Annotated in this window: 15 protein-coding genes; 11 read left to right on the top strand and 4 right to left on the bottom strand. The window is 61.9% G+C overall.

The genetic code is table 11. From position 1 onward, the window contains the following. Positions 1 to 20: 20 nt before the first annotated feature. Positions 21 to 1,346 (bottom strand): protoporphyrinogen oxidase, encoded by a 1,326-nt coding sequence (gene hemG, locus O9Z63_RS11125; RefSeq protein ID WP_270125284.1) that lies wholly within the window; start codon positions 1,344 to 1,346, stop codon positions 21 to 23. A 213-nt stretch (positions 1,347 to 1,559) separates the two neighbouring features. Here hemG and O9Z63_RS11120 point away from each other — a divergent pair, with 213 nt between their 5' ends. Further along, positions 1,560 to 2,075 carry a D-glycero-alpha-D-manno-heptose-1,7-bisphosphate 7-phosphatase gene (locus tag O9Z63_RS11120; protein ID WP_270125283.1) on the top strand — a complete coding sequence of 172 codons (516 nt, stop codon included), beginning with the start codon at positions 1,560 to 1,562 and terminating at the stop codon, positions 2,073 to 2,075. Between the two features lie 446 nt (positions 2,076 to 2,521). Here the strand turns inward: O9Z63_RS11120 and O9Z63_RS11115 are convergent, their stop codons facing one another. Continuing rightward, complete coding sequence (locus tag O9Z63_RS11115; RefSeq protein WP_156109326.1) at positions 2,522 to 2,677, bottom strand: hypothetical protein; 156 nt, start codon at positions 2,675 to 2,677, stop codon at positions 2,522 to 2,524. Positions 2,678 to 2,777: 100 nt separating this feature from the next. Then, positions 2,778 to 4,178, bottom strand: coding sequence for a type III PLP-dependent enzyme domain-containing protein (locus O9Z63_RS11110; RefSeq protein WP_270125282.1), 1,401 nt, complete (start codon positions 4,176 to 4,178; stop codon positions 2,778 to 2,780). A 315-nt stretch (positions 4,179 to 4,493) separates the two neighbouring features. Here O9Z63_RS11110 and O9Z63_RS11105 point away from each other — a divergent pair, with 315 nt between their 5' ends. The 4 genes from O9Z63_RS11105 (at position 4,494) to O9Z63_RS11090 (ending at position 8,901) form a co-directional block, all read left to right on the top strand. Then, positions 4,494 to 5,468 (top strand): arginase, encoded by a 975-nt coding sequence (locus O9Z63_RS11105; RefSeq protein WP_270125281.1) that lies wholly within the window; start codon positions 4,494 to 4,496, stop codon positions 5,466 to 5,468. Positions 5,469 to 5,546: 78 nt separating this feature from the next. Further along, complete coding sequence (locus tag O9Z63_RS11100; protein ID WP_270125280.1) at positions 5,547 to 5,999, top strand: YbaY family lipoprotein; 453 nt, start codon at positions 5,547 to 5,549, stop codon at positions 5,997 to 5,999. A gap of 281 nt (positions 6,000 to 6,280) precedes the next feature. Next, entirely contained in the window at positions 6,281 to 8,074 is a 1,794-nt protein-coding gene (argS, locus tag O9Z63_RS11095; RefSeq protein ID WP_270125279.1) for an arginine--tRNA ligase, read from the top strand. 245 nt (positions 8,075 to 8,319) lie between these two features. Continuing rightward, positions 8,320 to 8,901 carry an LOG family protein gene (locus O9Z63_RS11090; protein ID WP_270125278.1) on the top strand — a complete coding sequence of 194 codons (582 nt, stop codon included), beginning with the start codon at positions 8,320 to 8,322 and terminating at the stop codon, positions 8,899 to 8,901. Positions 8,902 to 9,028: 127 nt separating this feature from the next. Here O9Z63_RS11090 and O9Z63_RS11085 read toward each other — a convergent pair whose 3' ends face one another. Next, entirely contained in the window at positions 9,029 to 10,117 is a 1,089-nt protein-coding gene (locus tag O9Z63_RS11085) for a 3-oxoacyl-ACP synthase III family protein (protein ID WP_270125277.1), read from the bottom strand. 297 nt (positions 10,118 to 10,414) lie between these two features. Between O9Z63_RS11085 and O9Z63_RS11080 the strand changes: the two genes are divergently transcribed. The 6 genes from O9Z63_RS11080 to O9Z63_RS11055 all read left to right on the top strand — a co-directional run bounded on the left by O9Z63_RS11080 (position 10,415) and on the right by O9Z63_RS11055 (position 14,599). Further along, positions 10,415 to 10,909: a glutathione peroxidase gene (locus O9Z63_RS11080; RefSeq protein ID WP_270125276.1), complete on the top strand. Its 495-nt coding sequence runs from the start codon at positions 10,415 to 10,417 to the stop codon at positions 10,907 to 10,909. 79 nt (positions 10,910 to 10,988) lie between these two features. Beyond that, entirely contained in the window at positions 10,989 to 11,654 is a 666-nt protein-coding gene (locus O9Z63_RS11075; protein ID WP_270125275.1) for an HAD family hydrolase, read from the top strand. Positions 11,655 to 11,825: 171 nt separating this feature from the next. After that, positions 11,826 to 12,761, top strand: coding sequence for a 1,4-dihydroxy-2-naphthoate polyprenyltransferase (locus tag O9Z63_RS11070; RefSeq protein ID WP_270125274.1), 936 nt, complete (start codon positions 11,826 to 11,828; stop codon positions 12,759 to 12,761). A 15-nt stretch (positions 12,762 to 12,776) separates the two neighbouring features. Next, complete coding sequence (locus O9Z63_RS11065) at positions 12,777 to 13,019, top strand: hypothetical protein (protein ID WP_270125273.1); 243 nt, start codon at positions 12,777 to 12,779, stop codon at positions 13,017 to 13,019. Positions 13,020 to 13,022: 3 nt separating this feature from the next. Next, a complete protein-coding gene (locus O9Z63_RS11060; protein WP_270125272.1) occupies positions 13,023 to 13,586 on the top strand; it encodes an RNA 2'-phosphotransferase in 564 nt (187 codons plus the stop codon). A 101-nt stretch (positions 13,587 to 13,687) separates the two neighbouring features. Beyond that, entirely contained in the window at positions 13,688 to 14,599 is a 912-nt protein-coding gene (locus O9Z63_RS11055; protein WP_270125271.1) for an NAD(P)/FAD-dependent oxidoreductase, read from the top strand. Positions 14,600 to 14,793: the final 194 nt, after the last annotated feature.

The raw sequence follows: 14,793 nt of genomic DNA, 5'->3' as shown, positions 1-14,793 counted from the left end.
CCCGTGGTTACCGGCCCAGCTTACGCAACAAGTTGAGCAGCAATTTGTCGGGCGTGCCGGATGCAGTCTGGTACGCCCACGCCGCCGCGCCAGTTGGCCGCGCTCCAGATATTCTGGGTTTGCAGCGTATCGGCGGCGGCGTGCGCGGCCACAATGCGGTGGTCGAACTGCGGAATGGCGCGCTCCCAATAGTACCGGAACTGCCACGCAGGTTGCGCGCCCTCCCGGATTCCGTAGAGTTTGCCTAGCTCGGCGTGCACGGCGGCTTTCTGGGTGGCCTCGGGCTGGCGGGCGTGTTCCTCATATTGAGTACCGCCCACAAACGTGGTAAACAGCACCTGGCCGGACGGGGCGCGGTCGGGGAAGATGGCGCTGGTCCAGATGGTGCCGGCCGCGTACGGCTGCTCGATTTTGGGGCTGAGCGCCCCGAAGCCGTTGAGTGGATGGCTGACGTCGGCGCGCTGGTAGGCGGTGTAGATGGCGGCCATCGGCGGGTAGTGCACAGCGGCCAGCGCCGCCGCGGCCTCCGGAAACAGCGGCTGCAGCAGGGGCGCGGCGGCGTAGGTGGGCAGCGCCAGCACCAGGGCCGTGTGCTGGCTTTCGCGGCCGGCGGCGGTACGTAGCTGGTAGTGGCCGTTGGGGAGGCGGTGCAGGGCCTGCACGGGTTGGCCCACGTGGCGGTGGGTGAGGCGGGCGGCCAGCGCGTCGGTGAGGGTCTGGATGCCGCCCTGCAGCGTGATGATACGCTTGCGGCCCGCGCCGCCGCCGGCTTTGGCCAGCCCGCGTAGCACCGAGCCGTGCTGCTGCTCCAGCGCCGCCACTTTCCCGAACGTCTTATGAATCAGCAGCTGCTCGGGGTCGCCGGCGTAAATGCCGGAAATGAACGGATTCACGGCGTAATCGACCAGCTCGGGGCCGAAGCGGCGGCGGAAAAAGCCGGCCACCGTTTCCTGCGGATTGGGCGCGGCAGCCGGCCGCAGCAACTCGCGCACCAGGCTGAACCGGGCTTTTAAACTGAAAAAGCTACTGGTGAGCAGGGCCGGCGGCGAGCCGGGCAGCTCCTGAATGCGGCCGTCGCGCAGCACGTAGCGGTGCTTGCTGACGTCGGCTGCGTCCTGGATTTTGTCGGTGAGGTCGAGCTCGGTGAGCAGCTCCTGCAGCTCGTCGCTGAGCTGCAGGGAGTTGGGGCCGGTTTCGAGGAGGTAGCCGGCCGGATGGGCCAGGCTGCGCAAGCAGCCGCCGGGCGTGGCCTCGGCCTCAAACAGGTCGTAGGCGACACCCGCTTTCTGCAGCTGCCAGGCCAGCGTAAGCCCTGAAATACCGCCTCCGAGTATGGCTATGGACATGTTGTTGACTTTGGGTGATGAAGTGATGGGGTAATGAGGTGACAGGTGATAAGTAATAAGCAATGGGGTAAGAGGGGATAGTCAATGCTATAACACGCAGCAAAGGTAGTAGTCACAAACAAGGTGCTTCAGGCCGTTGCCCCGCTACCTTTGTCACCTGTCACCCAAAAACACCTCATCACTCCATCACCTCATCACCTCATCACCTGAAACATGACCAACAAAGCTGTATTTCTGGACCGCGACGGAGTGCTGAACCGGGAAATGGGCGACTACGTGTGGCAGCCCGGGCAGTTTGAGGTGCTGCCGGACGTGCCCGAGAGCCTGGCGCGTCTCAAAGCCGCCGGCTATTACCTCATCGTCGTGACCAACCAGGCCGGTATTGCCAAGGGCCTGTACACGGCCGCCGACGTGCAGGCCTGCCACCAGAAGCTGCAACAGGCCTGCCACGGCGCCCTCGATGCGCTGTACTTCGCGCCGGGCCACCCCAGCGTGTCGGAGTCGCTCAGGCGCAAGCCCGACTCGCTGATGCTGGAGCAGGCCATGGCACGCTTCCAGCTGGAGGCGGCACAGTGCTGGCTGGTAGGCGACCGGCTGCGCGACATGCAGGCGGGTGCTAAAGTGGGGGTGCGCGGGATTCTGGTAGGCGAGGAGGAACCCGCCACGTTCCAGCCCCGCGTGCCCAACCTGGCCGCCGCCACCGACCTGATACTGGCCGCCGCGTCGTAAGGCCCAAAATGGGTGGCTGCGGCCCGTAGAGCTACACGCAAAAACGCCTCCTGCTCAGGTAAATAAGAGCGGGAGGCGTTTTCAGTTCAGGGCAGCTACCCCTTACTGCCGGGGCGTTGCGGCGGCGTTGCTGGCCATGATGGGGGCCGCGGTGTGGGTAGCCGGCTTGGTGGTGGAGTAAGCAGGGCATTTGGTGCGGCATGAATTGAGAGAGAGAACCCCCAGAACCGCAAAAAGCAATACTTTTTTCATGTTTTTGTGCAATGAAAGACAGGTGCACTATTTGCAACCTGCTAAATATGAAAACTTTCTAACGCATAACGAAGGGTTCTTCTTTAAATTATGCAGAATACAGAATTTGTAAAATTCAGTTTGCAAGGCAGCAAAAAGCCCGCCGCTGCCTGAGGCAGGGCGGGCTTTTCAGGGCGGTTGAGGCTACCAGAAAACTACTGGCGGGCAGCTGGGGCCGAAACCGACGAAGCCATAATCGGCGACGACACGCGGTTGGCGGCTTTTGTGCTGGTATAAGCCGGGCACTTCTGCTTGTTGCATGCACTCAGACCCAAAACAGCCACAGAGGCCAGCAGGAGTAGCTTTTTCATCGAAAGAAGAGGAGAACTGGTTAATAAAGAGGAGTTACAGCCCAAAAATAGCAGTTCCGGGCGGGCCTTCCAACCGGCCCGCCCGAAACTTGCCGAAACCCTAGGCCTGGTAGCCCAGAATGCGCATCATGGAGTCGGCGGTCTGTTCTTCGGCAAACACCCGGTCGGTGAGGGTGCCATCCTCGGCGCGGTCCAGAATCACCATTTTGGGGGCCGGAATCAGGCAGTGCTTCACGCCGCCGTAGCCGCTCAGGCTTTCCTGGTAGGCGCCGGTGTGGAAGAAGCCCACGTACAGCGGCTCGGCATCCTGGGGCTTGCGCTCGGGCAGAAACACCTGGTAGATGTGCTTCTCGGCGTTGTAGTAGTCCTGCGAGTCGCAGGTGAGGCCGCCGAGCTGAATTTTCTTGTACTGCTTGTTCCAGCCGTTGAGGGCCAGCATGATGAAGCGCTGGTTCAGGGCCCAGGTGTCGGGCAGGTTGGTGATGAACGAGCCGTCAATCATGTACCACAACTCCTTGTCGTTCTGCAGCTTCTCGTCCAGAATGCTGTAGATGGTTGCGCCCGACTCGCCCACGGTGAAGATGCCGAACTCGGTGAAGATGTCCGGCTCGGCCACGCCTTCCTCGGCGCAGATGCGCTGGATGGTGCGCAGCACTTCCTCAATCATGTACGGGTAGTCGTACTCTTTCTGGATGCTGGTCTGGATGGGCAGTCCGCCGCCGATGTCGATGGTGGTGAGGGTAGGGCACACCTTGCGCAGCTCGCAGTACTTGTGCACAAACCGGCTCAGCTCCGACCAGTAGTAGCTGGTGTCCTTGATGCCGGTGTTGATGAAGTAGTGCAGCATCGTGAGCTCGAAGCGCGGGTCATCCTTGATTTTCTGCTCGTAGAGCGGAATGGCGTCGGTGTAGCGGATGCCCAGGCGCGAGGTGTAGAACTGGAAGCGCGGCTCCTCGTCGGAGGCCAGGCGCATGCCCACGCTGCACTTCTCGCGCACGTTGTCGTGGTAGTAGTCCACCTCGTTGGGCGAGTCGAGGATGGGCATGCAGTTCACGAAGCCGTCGTTGATGAGGCGCGTGATTTCGTGCTTGTACTCGTCGGTTTTGAAGCCGTTGCAGATGATGAACGTGTCCTTCTGCACCTTGCCCTTGGCGTGCATGGCCCGGATGATGTTGGTATCAAACCACGACGACGTTTCGATGTGCACGCCGTTTTTCAGGGCTTCTTCCACCACAAAGCTGAAGTGCGAGGCCTTGGTGCAGTAGGCGTAGGAGTATTTGCCCTGGTAGCCGATTTTCTCGATGCCGGCCCGGAACCACTCCTGCGCCCGCTGAATCTGGCTGCTGATTTTGGGCAGATACGCCAGGCGCAGCGGCGTGCCGTGCTTTTTCACCAGGGCCATCAGGTCGATGTCGTGGAAGCGCAGCTCGTTGCCATCTACCTGAAACTCGTCGGTAGGAAAGTCAAACGTCTGCGAAATCAGGTCGTGGTAGGTATCCATTGAAGGAATGTGTGGGGGAGAAGTTGGAGGCAAGAACGTCATGCTGAGCTTGCCAAAGCATCTCTACCGCTTCGTTGCGGTAGTAACTGACCACTCTCAGTAGAGATGCTTGGGCAAGCTCAGCATGACGTTCTTTTTCTTCGCAATCCTTTTGTCGAACTTGCAACTGCAAAGATACCCCGCGCGCGGGGTTTTGGTTGTGCTTTGTTCGTTGGTTGCGCCGGAGGGTCCGCGCGCGTCAAGCCTGAGAGGAATTCCCACCCGCTCAATCGGCAAGCATTAAAACCACTCTAACCTTTTTCCTGCCAATGTAATATGCGACGCATTAAGCTTCTGGAAGTCCGCTCCGAGCTTGGAGCCGGAACCCGTGGTGCCAGCCTGGGCGTAGATGCCCTCAAGGTGGCCTGCCTCAACAAAGGGTCCGACTACTTCCGCCGGTTCAACTCGGTCCACATTCCGGACCTGAACCACGTGCTCTTCGAGAAAAACCATTTCCCGAAGGCCAAGCACATCGATTCTATCTACACGGTGCAGAAAGGCATTGCCAGCACTGTAGAGCAAACGCTGCGCTTCGGCGAGTTTCCGCTGGTGCTGGCCGGCGACCACAGCAGCGCCGCCGCCACCATTGCGGGCATCAAGGCGGCCTACCCGCACAAAACGCTGGGCGTGGTGTGGGTAGATGCCCACGCCGACATTCACTCGCCCTACACCACGCCCTCGGGCAACATGCACGGCATGCCGCTGTCCATCAGCCTCGGCGACGACAACCGCGAGTGCCAGCGCAACCAGCCCGAGCCCGAAACTGAGTTTTTCTGGCAGAAGCTGAAAAACCTGGGCGAGCCCGGCCCCAAAATCACCGGCGAGCATCTGGTGTACGTGGTGGTGCGCGACACCGAGCCCGAGGAAGACGCCATCATCGAGCGCCTGGGCATCAAAAACTACAAGCTCGACGAAGTAAAAAGCAAAGGCACCCGCCAGATAGCCCGCGAGGTGTATGAGCGCCTGCGCTTCTGCGACATGGTGTACATCAGCTTCGACGTAGACTCGTTGGATTCGCGCTTCAGCAAAGGCACCGGCACGCCCGTGGTGGATGGCCTCAACGTGGAAGAAGCCATCAGCCTGTGCCGCGCCCTGCTCGACAACGACCGGGTGGTGTGCTTTGAGATGGTGGAAATCAACCCCACGCTAGACTCCGAAAACACCATGGCCCAGAACGCCTTCGACATTCTGGAAGCGGCCACCGATGCCATTCAGCGGCGCCTGCGGCTGGAAGAAGTGGTGAGCCGGTAGCGGCCAGCTTGCGCGGCGGCAAAAAGCGGATATATTCGTGACCAGCCATAACGAAATCCTGCTTTTTGCCGCCGCCCCATGCTGATCCGTCTGTTGCCTGCCCTTTGCGTGCCCCTGTTGCTGGCGGCCTGCTCCGCCTCGCCCTCTGCCACTGGTGGCGGCCCCGGCGCCGAAGCCCGGCAGCCCATGAAGCTGCCCCGCGACACCGTGACGGGCACGCTCACGTACCGCGAGCGGATGGCGCTGCCGGCCGCCGCTGTGGTGCAGGTGCAGCTGCTGGACGTGTCGTTGCAGGACGTGGCGGCTACCGTCATTGATTCCGTCACGATCCGGCCCAACGGCGAGCAGGTGCCGCTGCCCTTCACGCTCACCTACGACCCCGGCCGCATCCAGGAAAGCAACACCTACAGCCTGCAGGCGCGCATCCGGCTGAACGGGCAGCTGCTGTTTGTCAGCGACGTGGCCTACCCGGTTATCACGCGCGGCAACCCCCGGCAGGTGCCCATGGTGCTGCGCCGGGCAGGAAAGTAGGCGCGGGCGCGGGCTCTTCCGGCCCAGGTTTCTACCTTTGTGCCTGCCGCAGCCCAGGGTGGCCGCGGCGGTAAGTGCTTATGAACCCGGTTTTTTGGCGGCTTTCTTCCCGACGAATGTAGCGTAGGCCACGGCCGACGCGGATGGCTGGCGCCTGCCCCCAGGGCCGGAAACGCCCTTGCCCCGCCCAAGCCGGTAGCTTACGCCGCCTCCCGGATTTCGCCTCAAAATCTATCCGAAGCCTACGATAAGGCTTCTTTTTCAGCGTTTCGCTTTTCCAAGTGCAGCAACTCGAACAAACCCTCAAAGCCGCCCTCGGCGCGGCTATCCAGACTGTATTCGGCACCGAGGTGCCCGCCGCCCAGCTTACGTTGCAGCCCACGCGCAAGGAGTTTGCCGGCCAGTTTACGCTCGTCACGTTCCCGTTCACCAAAACCCTGGGCAAAGGCCCCGAGCAAATCGGGCAGGCCGTAGGGGAGTGGCTGGTGGCCAACTCGCCGCTGGTGAGCGGCTACAACGTGGTGAAAGGCTTCCTGAACCTGGAAATTGCCGACGCCGAGTGGGTGAAGCTCTTTACCAGCCTGTACCAGCAGCCGGCCGGCGCGCCTGTCACTACCGAGGGCCCGCGCAACGTGGTGGTGGAGTATTCCTCGCCCAACACCAACAAGCCCCTGCACCTGGGCCACCTGCGCAACAACTTCTTGGGCTACTCGGTGGCCGAGATTCTGAATGCTACCGGCGCCACCGTCACGAAGGCCAATCTGGTCAACGACCGGGGCATCCACATCTGCAAGTCGATGCTGGCTTACCAGCAGTACGGGCAGGGCGAAACCCCGCAGAGTGCCGGCATCAAGGGCGACCACCTGGCCGGCAAGTACTACGTGCTGTTTGAGAAGCACTACCGCGAGCAGGTGCGCCAGCTGGAAGCCGAAGGCGTGGCCCCCGACGTAGCCAAGCGCCAAGCCCCGATGATGCTGGAAGCCCAGGACATGCTCCGCGCCTGGGAAGCCGGCGACGAAGCCGTGGTGAGCCTCTGGAAGCAGATGAACGGCTGGGTGTACGAAGGCTTCGACGCCACCTACACCAACATCGGCGTCGATTTCGACAAGTATTACTACGAGTCGGGCACGTACCTGCTGGGCAAGGAGCGGGTGGAGGAAGGCCTGCAGAAGGGCGTGTTCTTCAAGAAAGAAGACGGCTCGGTGTGGGTAGACCTCAAGGAAGAAGGCCTCGACGAGAAGCTGCTGCTGCGCGCCGACGGCACCTCGGTGTACATCACCCAGGACCTGGGCACGGCCGAGCTGAAGTACCAGGATTTCCACTACGACCTGAGCGTGTACGTCATTGCCGACGAGCAAAACTACCACATGCAGGTGCTGCGGGCGGTGCTTCAGAAGCTGGGTAAGCCCTACGCCGACGCCATCTACCACCTCAGCTACGGCATGGTGGACCTGCCCTCGGGCAAGATGAAAAGCCGCGAAGGCACCGTGGTGGACGCCGACGAGCTGGTGCGTGAAGTAGTGGATGCGGCGCAGGCTGCCACCCTCGAAAAAGGCAAAACCGAAGGCCTGAGCGAGCAGGAGCTGCAGCAGCTTTACCACATGCTGGGCCTGGGCGCGCTCAAGTACTACCTGCTGAAGGTGGACCCCAAGAAGCGTATGCTCTTCAACCCCGAGGAATCGGTGAAGCTGGAAGGCGACACGGGGCCGTTCGTGCAGTATTCGCACGCCCGCATTGCCGCCATCCTGCGCAAAGCCGCCGAAATGGGCATCCGTCCCGATGCCGACCTGAGCGCCCTGCCGGAGCTGCCCGCCGCTGCCCGCGAGATGGTGCAGGAGCTGGGCCGCTACGCCGGCGTAGTACAGGAAGCCGCCCGTACGTTCTCGCCCGCCGTGGTGGCCCAGTACACCTACGAGGTGGCCCGTGCCTACAACCGCTTCTACACCGACATCAAAATCTTCACCGAGCCCAACGAAACCAGCCGCTCGTTCTACGTGGCCCTCTCGGCTCTCACCGGCCGCACCATCAAGGCCAGCCTGGGCCTGCTGGGCATCCAGGTGCCCGAGCGGATGTAACGGCAGTAGGGTACGGGGCTGGTTCCCCTCAGAACGTCATGCTGAGCTTGCCGAAGCATCTCTACCGCTTCGTTGGATTACCGTGGAGCGAAGCGGTAGAGACGCTTCGACTACGGCTGCGCCTTCACTCAGCATGACGATTATAATTTGTTTGTAGTGCAGCAGCAACGCCAGTAGTTGGCGTTGCTGCTGTTTTTTCTTTTGTCACTAATGACGGACGAGGCGTGGCCGAGTCCGGTTTGCTTATGAAAAGCGTAGCCGTGTATTGCGGTGCCAGCAGCGGCACCAACGAATTGTTCACTCAGCAGGCCCAGGCCATGGGCCAGGCCCTGGCCGAGCGGGGCTTCACGCTGGTGTACGGCGGCGGCCGGGTAGGCCTGATGGGGGCCGTGGCCGATGCCGTGATGCAACACGGCGGCCGCGCCGTGGGCGTGATTCCCGATTTTCTGGCCGATAAGGAGCTGGCCCACACCGGTCTCTCGGAGCTACACATCGTGAAAACCATGCACGAGCGGAAGTTGATGATGGCCGACCTGGCCGAAGGCTTCGTGGCGATGCCCGGCGGCTATGGCACGCTGGAGGAGCTGTTTGAGGTGCTCACCTGGGGCCAGCTGGGCCTGCACCGCAAGCCCATCGGCGTGCTCAACGTGGCTGGCTACTACGACCACCTGCTGCAGGCCCTCAACCACATGGCCGACGAAGGCCTGCTGCGCCGCGAAAACCGCAACCAGCTCCTGAGCCACCCCGAGCCCCACGGCATCCTCGACGCCATGCTGGCCTACGAGCCCATCAGCCTCGAAAAATGGCTCACGCCAAAAACGACGTAGCCGATAGGCGAAGACAAAAAAGCGTCATCCTGAGCGGAGCGAAGGACCTTATCACGTTGGCAGGATTTGCTCTTGTGTGATAAGGTCCTTCGCTTCGCTCAAGATGACGCTTTTATTTGAGCCCGCTTTACTCCGCGGGCATCTGGTACACCACGGCGTTGCAGTTCATGCCGGCACCTACGGAGGCGAAGACGATGATTTCGCCGGGGTTGATGGTGGTTTCGGGCAACTGGTGCTGCAGGATCAGGTCGAGCAGGGTGGGCAGGGTGGCGACGGAGGAGTTGCCGAGCCAGGAAATGGTCATGGGCATGACGCCGGCCGGCACCGTGGCCTGGTTGTAGAGGCCGTAGAGACGCTTGAGGATAGCATCGTCCATCTTGCCGTTGGCCTGGTGGATGAGCAGCTTGCTCATGGCCTCAATGGGCAGCCCGGCCTTATCGAGCGTATCCTTGATGGCCTGGGGCACGGTTTTGAGAGCGTACTCGTAGAGCCGGCGGCCTTCCATTTTCAGAAACAGCTCCTCGCCCTCGTAGGCCGGGTTGTATGATTTGGCCATGCGCAGCAGGTGCGCCGCCTGCACGGTATCGGAGCGGGAGCCGTGGGCCAGGATGCCGGTGGGCGTGTCGCTTTCCTGGGCTTCCAGAATGATAGCCCCGGCCCCGTCGGCGTAGATCATGCTGTCCCGGTCGTGGGGGTCGCATACGCGTGAGAGGGTTTCGGCCCCAATCACCAGCACCCGCCGGGCGTCGCCGGAGCGCAGGTAGTAATCGGCCTGAATGACGCCCTGCAGCCAGCCGGGGCAGCCGAAGGGCAGGTCGTAGGCTACGCAATTGGGGTTTTCGATGCCCAGCTTGTGCTTCACGCGGGCGGCCAGCGTGGGCACGAAATCGGAGCGGCGGTTGTCCAGGGCCACGTCGCCGAAGTTGTGGGCCACCAGAATGTAGTCCAGGGTTTCGGGGTCGGTGTTGCTGGATTGCAGCGCGTTTTGGGCGGCCAGAAAAGCCAGGTCGGAGGCTACCTGGTCGTCGGCGGCGTAGCGCCGCTCCTGGATGTCGGTGATTTGGGCAAAGCGCTCCACGATTTCCTCCCCGGGCTTGGTCAGGGGCTGGCCGGTGGCCTCGAAAAAGGTAGAGGTAACGAAGTCGGCGTTGCGAACAACGCGGGAGGGGAGGTAACTGCCTGTTCCGGTAATGACCGAATAGAGAGTCCTACGCATGAGCAGGCGGATAAGAAGTGAAGAGCGTCAAGAGACGAAAGTAGGGCCTTTTTCGGTAGCGGCACTTGTCAATGTACAAAATTCCGGCCTGGCTGACCCGTTGCTGTCAGGAGCCAGACCCGGGCCGGATGAGTTGAACATTGCAGAGCCGGCAGGGTTTCGTAGCAGGTGATTATTTCCGTTTTGCCCATGAAATCCGTTGCTTTAGGGCTGCTGGCCGGCTGTCTGGCGTGTTCTTCGCCAACAGCGCCTGCCGCTTCTTCTTCGTCTTCCTCCACCTCATCGCCCGCCACTACTATGTCTGCTCCCGCTGCTGCCGGTTCCGTTTATGATTTCACGCTTCAGGGTATTGATGGCCAGTCGGTTTCGTTGCGCCAGTACCAGGGCAAAAAGCTGCTGATTGTGAACACCGCCTCGGAGTGCGGCTACACGCCGCAGTACAAGGAGCTGGAGGCGCTGCACCAGCAGTACGGCAACCAGGTGACGGTGCTCGGCTTCCCGGCCAACAACTTCGGTGGCCAGGAGCCCGGCACCGATGCCCAGATTGCCACGTTCTGCGAGCGGAACTTCGGCGTGACGTTCCCACTGTTCAGCAAAATATCGGTGGCCGGCGCGGACGCGGCCCCGCTGTTTCAGTACCTGGGCAGCAAGGCCCAGAACGGCGTCACGGACGAGAAGCCGACCTGGAATTTCTGCAAGTACCTCATCGACGAGCAGGGCCACGTGCAGGCGTTCTACCCTTCCAAGGTAAGCCCCACGGGCCCGGAGCTGCTGGCTGCCATCCGGCAATAGCGGCCCGGCTCCGGCCGGCGTGGCGTAGTGAGTGGTAGGCCGGATGCCTACCTTCGCGGCGGCAACAACCCTCTTCCGCATGGTCCGCACCGTTATTTTTGACATGGACGGCGTTATCGTCGATACCGAGCCCGTTCACCGCTACGCCTATTTCCGGCATTTCGAGGAGCTGGGCATCGGAGTGTCGGATGACGAGTACGCGCAGTTCACTGGTCGCTCCACCAAAAACGTGTACCAGCACCTCAAAGACCGCCACGGCTTGCCGCACGAGGTGGGGGAGCTGGTGCTCAGCAAGCGGGAGCATTTCAACCGCGCCTTCGACGAAAAGCCCGACCTGGAGCTGCTCGACGGGGTGCGCCGCCTCATCGAAGACCTGCACCAGCACGGCCTGGAGCTGATTCTGGCGTCGTCGGCCTCGCACTCCACCATTGATCGGGTGATGCGCCGCTTCGCGCTGGGGCCGTATTTCACGCACCTGCTCAGCGGCGAGGATTTCCCGCGCTCCAAGCCCGATCCGGCCATTTTCGCCCGAGCTGCCGCGCTGGCCACGGCCTCGCCCGCCGAGTGCGTGGTCATCGAGGACTCGGCCAACGGCGTGACGGCCGCCAAAGCCGCCGGCCTCTACTGCATCGGCTACAACAGCGAGCATTCGCCCCTGCAGGACCTAAACCACGCCGATCTGGTGGTAGCGCACTTCAACGAGCTGACCGCCGAGCGCATAGCAGCATTGGAAACGAGTAGCTGAACGATGTAGAGACGCAATATTTTGTGTCTCGTCGTTGAACTGTGATATAAGAACGGTCAACATCAGCAACGACGAGACGCAAAGTATTGCGTCTCTACATCATTCGGGCCGCACCTACCAACACGCATTTCTAAAGAGCTGCGCCTTCGCACGCAACTCAAACATACTTTCATGGCAACTTCTTCTCCCGCCGCTCCCGCCCCTGTTAGCCCCGCCAAAGCCTGGATTTCGGCGTTTCGGCCGCGTACGTTGCCGCTGGCGCTGGCCAGCATCATGGCCGGGGGCTTTCTGGCGGCCAGCTACGGCCACTTTCGCGGCAGCGTAGTCGGGCTGGCGGCCCTCACCACCATTCTGCTGCAAATCCTGAGCAACCTGGCCAACGACTACGGCGACTCGCAGAACGGCGCCGACAGCGTGCACCGCGAGGGGCCGCAGCGGGCCGTGCAGAGCGGGGTCATCACGCCGGCGCAGATGAAGAAGGGCATGGGCGTGTTCGGAGCCCTGTCGCTCGTTAGCGGGCTGCTGCTGCTGTGGGTGGCGCTGGGCACGGCCGGAGCCTGGATTTTCCTGGCGTTTTTCGTGCTGGGCCTCTCGGCCATCTGGGCGGCGGTGAACTACACGGCCGGCTCCAAGCCGTACGGCTATGCCGGGCTGGGCGACCTGTCGGTGTTTGTGTTTTTTGGGCTGGTGGGCGTGTGCGGTACGTATTTTCTGCAGGCTGGCGCGCTGCCGGTGCCGGTGCTGCTGCCCGCCGCCGCGCTGGGCTGCTTCGCCACGGCCGTGCTCAACGTGAACAACATCCGCGACATCCGCTCCGATGCGCTGGCCGGCAAAATCACCATTCCGGTGCGTTTGGGGCCGCAGCGGGCCCGCGTGTACCACGCGGTGCTGCTCACGGCCGGCCTGGTATGTGCCGTGCTGTACGTGCTGCTCACCTACCGCTCGCCCTGGCAGTGGCTGTTTCTGCTGAGCGCCCCGCTGCTGGTACGCAACGCCGCTGCCGTGTGGCAGCGCCATGACAGCATGCAGCTCGATCCGCTGCTCAAGCAAATGGCCCTCACCACGCTGGTATTCACGCTGCTGTTCGGGCTGGGGCAGGTGCTGTAAGCTGGACGCAATACTATGTCGCAGTTATCAGCAGCCAGTAATGTTCTTGCGCCCGCTTTTTATTTGCTGGAGGAGAAAGATTATAAGGTGTCTTTTGTCAAAGAACAGAATTGGTGGATAGCTCAGAAAGGTGATATACAACTAACTTGCTATTCAACCCTTGAGCTGTGTGGCCTTGCCTATATCCATGAGGCAAAAGGTGACAACTGGCCGGTATCAGATGAGGACATTGAAGATTACCTCGGATTAGAAGAATAACTTATGCTACCTGACAAAGAAATCACCCGCCTCAGTAAGCTCCTGAGCTTGGTGCTCCGCCACGAGCCAGCCCATTTGGGCCTGACGCTGGACGAGCAGGGCTGGGTGAGTGTGGAAGAACTGCTCCGGCAGGCCCAGGCGAATAACGTCAACCTCACCCACGAGGCTCTGCTGCACATCGTGGACACCAGCCCCAAGCAGCGTTTCCGCCTCAGCGACGACCAGCAGCGCATTCGGGCTAGCCAGGGCCATTCAGTGGCGGTGGAGCTGGGCTATGCGCCGGCCGTGCCGCCGGCTGTGCTCTACCATGGCACCGCTGCCCGCCATCAGGCCCAAATCATGAGGGAAGGCCTGTTGAAGATGAGCCGCCAGCAAGTGCATCTGAGCACCAACAAAGCCACCGCCCGGCAAGTAGGCAGCCGCCACGGCGCGCCAGTTGTGCTCCGAGTAGATGCCGCCCGCATGCACGCCGAGGGCCACGCATTCTACCGTGCCGACAACGGCGTGTGGCTGACCGAGGAAGTCCCGGCCCGCTACCTGCAACTACCCGACGATACTGCGGCGTAGTTAGTCCCACGCTATTTCGTCACCTACACCCAGTATTCACTGGGTTTTTTCCTGCCAAATTCTATATTTGCATCATTGTTGCATTTAAGTGAATAGGCATAATGGAAGTATACGATGTAGTGATAGTGGGCGGCAGCTACGCTGGGCTGAGTGCGGCGCTGCTGCTGGGACGCTCGATGCGCCGGGTGCTGGTAGTGGATAATCAACGGCCCGCCAACCGCCAGACGCCTCACTCGCACAGCTTCCTAACCCAGGACGGTGCGACGCCCATTCAGCTGGCCACGGTGGCGCGGGAGCAGGTGGCGCGGTATCCCACGGTGGCGTTCCTGAACAGCACGGTGGTTGCGGCTACGGCTGAGGCGGCGGGCTTTCAAGTGGAAATGGCCGACGGCGCGAACGTGACAGCGCGCAAGCTGCTGCTGGCTACCGGCGTGCTGGACGAGTTGCTGCCGATTCCGGGGCTGGCCGAATGCTGGGGGATTTCGGTGCTGCACTGCCCGTATTGCCACGGCTACGAGGTGCGGGGGCAGCAGCTGGGCTTGCTCGCCAACGGGGCCGTGGCGGCGGAGCTGGTAGCGCTGCTCCGCAACTGGAGCCGCAAGCTGACGGTGTTCACCAATGGCCCCGCCGATTTCACCCCCGAGCAACAGGCCCTGCTGCAAGCGCATCAGGTGCCCGTCGTAGAAGAACCCGTTCTGGATATTCCTCACCAAGGCGGCTATCTGTCCGGGCTGCGCACGGCTGATGGCCAACTGCATCCGCTGGAAGCATTATTTGCCCGTTTCCCCACGCGCCTGCCCGGCGACTTGGCCCGGCAGTTGGGCTGCTCGCTCACCGAAGCTGGCCTTATTCAGGTGACGGAAGTCTGCGCAACCAACGTGCCCAACCTGTTTGCGGCCGGCGACGCCACCACGGGCATGCGGCAGGTGGCAGCGGCCGTAGCGCAGGGAGCCAAAGCAGGGGCCTGGTTGAACCGGGAATTGATAACCGATTGCGTGTACGCGGACGTGTAGCTAGCCGCTAGCCCCCAGAACCCATCAGGCCCCGGCTACGTCTGTAGTCGGGGCCTGATGGGTTCTGGGGGCTAGCGGCTTCCGGCATGGCAGCAGGGAAGCAGTCGGCAGCCGGGGCGTGGTTACATCTTGTCCATCTTGCGGTCGGCCATCTTGTTGTCGGCCATTTTATCGGTTTCATCTTGTCACCCTGC

Origin of the sequence: Hymenobacter yonginensis (assembly GCF_027625995.1) — a bacterium.
GTDB lineage: Bacteria > Bacteroidota > Bacteroidia > Cytophagales > Hymenobacteraceae > Hymenobacter > Hymenobacter yonginensis.
This window is presented reverse-complemented; position numbering and strand designations above follow the sequence as displayed.

Coding starts and splice junctions, on each gene's coding strand:
- O9Z63_RS11115 (WP_156109326.1), bottom strand. CDS start 2,677: ATGAAAAAGCTACTCCTGCTGGCCTCTGTGGCTGTTTTGGGTCTGAGT.
- O9Z63_RS11090 (WP_270125278.1), top strand. CDS start 8,320: ATGAAAAGCGTAGCCGTGTATTGCGGTGCCAGCAGCGGCACCAACGAA.
- O9Z63_RS11120 (WP_270125283.1), top strand. CDS start 1,560: ATGACCAACAAAGCTGTATTTCTGGACCGCGACGGAGTGCTGAACCGG.
- O9Z63_RS11110 (WP_270125282.1), bottom strand. CDS start 4,178: ATGGATACCTACCACGACCTGATTTCGCAGACGTTTGACTTTCCTACC.
- O9Z63_RS11100 (WP_270125280.1), top strand. CDS start 5,547: ATGCTGATCCGTCTGTTGCCTGCCCTTTGCGTGCCCCTGTTGCTGGCG.
- O9Z63_RS11060 (WP_270125272.1), top strand. CDS start 13,023: ATGCTACCTGACAAAGAAATCACCCGCCTCAGTAAGCTCCTGAGCTTG.
- O9Z63_RS11085 (WP_270125277.1), bottom strand. CDS start 10,117: ATGCGTAGGACTCTCTATTCGGTCATTACCGGAACAGGCAGTTACCTC.
- O9Z63_RS11080 (WP_270125276.1), top strand. CDS start 10,415: ATGTCTGCTCCCGCTGCTGCCGGTTCCGTTTATGATTTCACGCTTCAG.
- O9Z63_RS11070 (WP_270125274.1), top strand. CDS start 11,826: ATGGCAACTTCTTCTCCCGCCGCTCCCGCCCCTGTTAGCCCCGCCAAA.
- hemG (WP_270125284.1), bottom strand. CDS start 1,346: ATGTCCATAGCCATACTCGGAGGCGGTATTTCAGGGCTTACGCTGGCC.
- O9Z63_RS11105 (WP_270125281.1), top strand. CDS start 4,494: ATGCGACGCATTAAGCTTCTGGAAGTCCGCTCCGAGCTTGGAGCCGGA.
- O9Z63_RS11075 (WP_270125275.1), top strand. CDS start 10,989: ATGGTCCGCACCGTTATTTTTGACATGGACGGCGTTATCGTCGATACC.
- O9Z63_RS11065 (WP_270125273.1), top strand. CDS start 12,777: ATGTCGCAGTTATCAGCAGCCAGTAATGTTCTTGCGCCCGCTTTTTAT.
- O9Z63_RS11055 (WP_270125271.1), top strand. CDS start 13,688: ATGGAAGTATACGATGTAGTGATAGTGGGCGGCAGCTACGCTGGGCTG.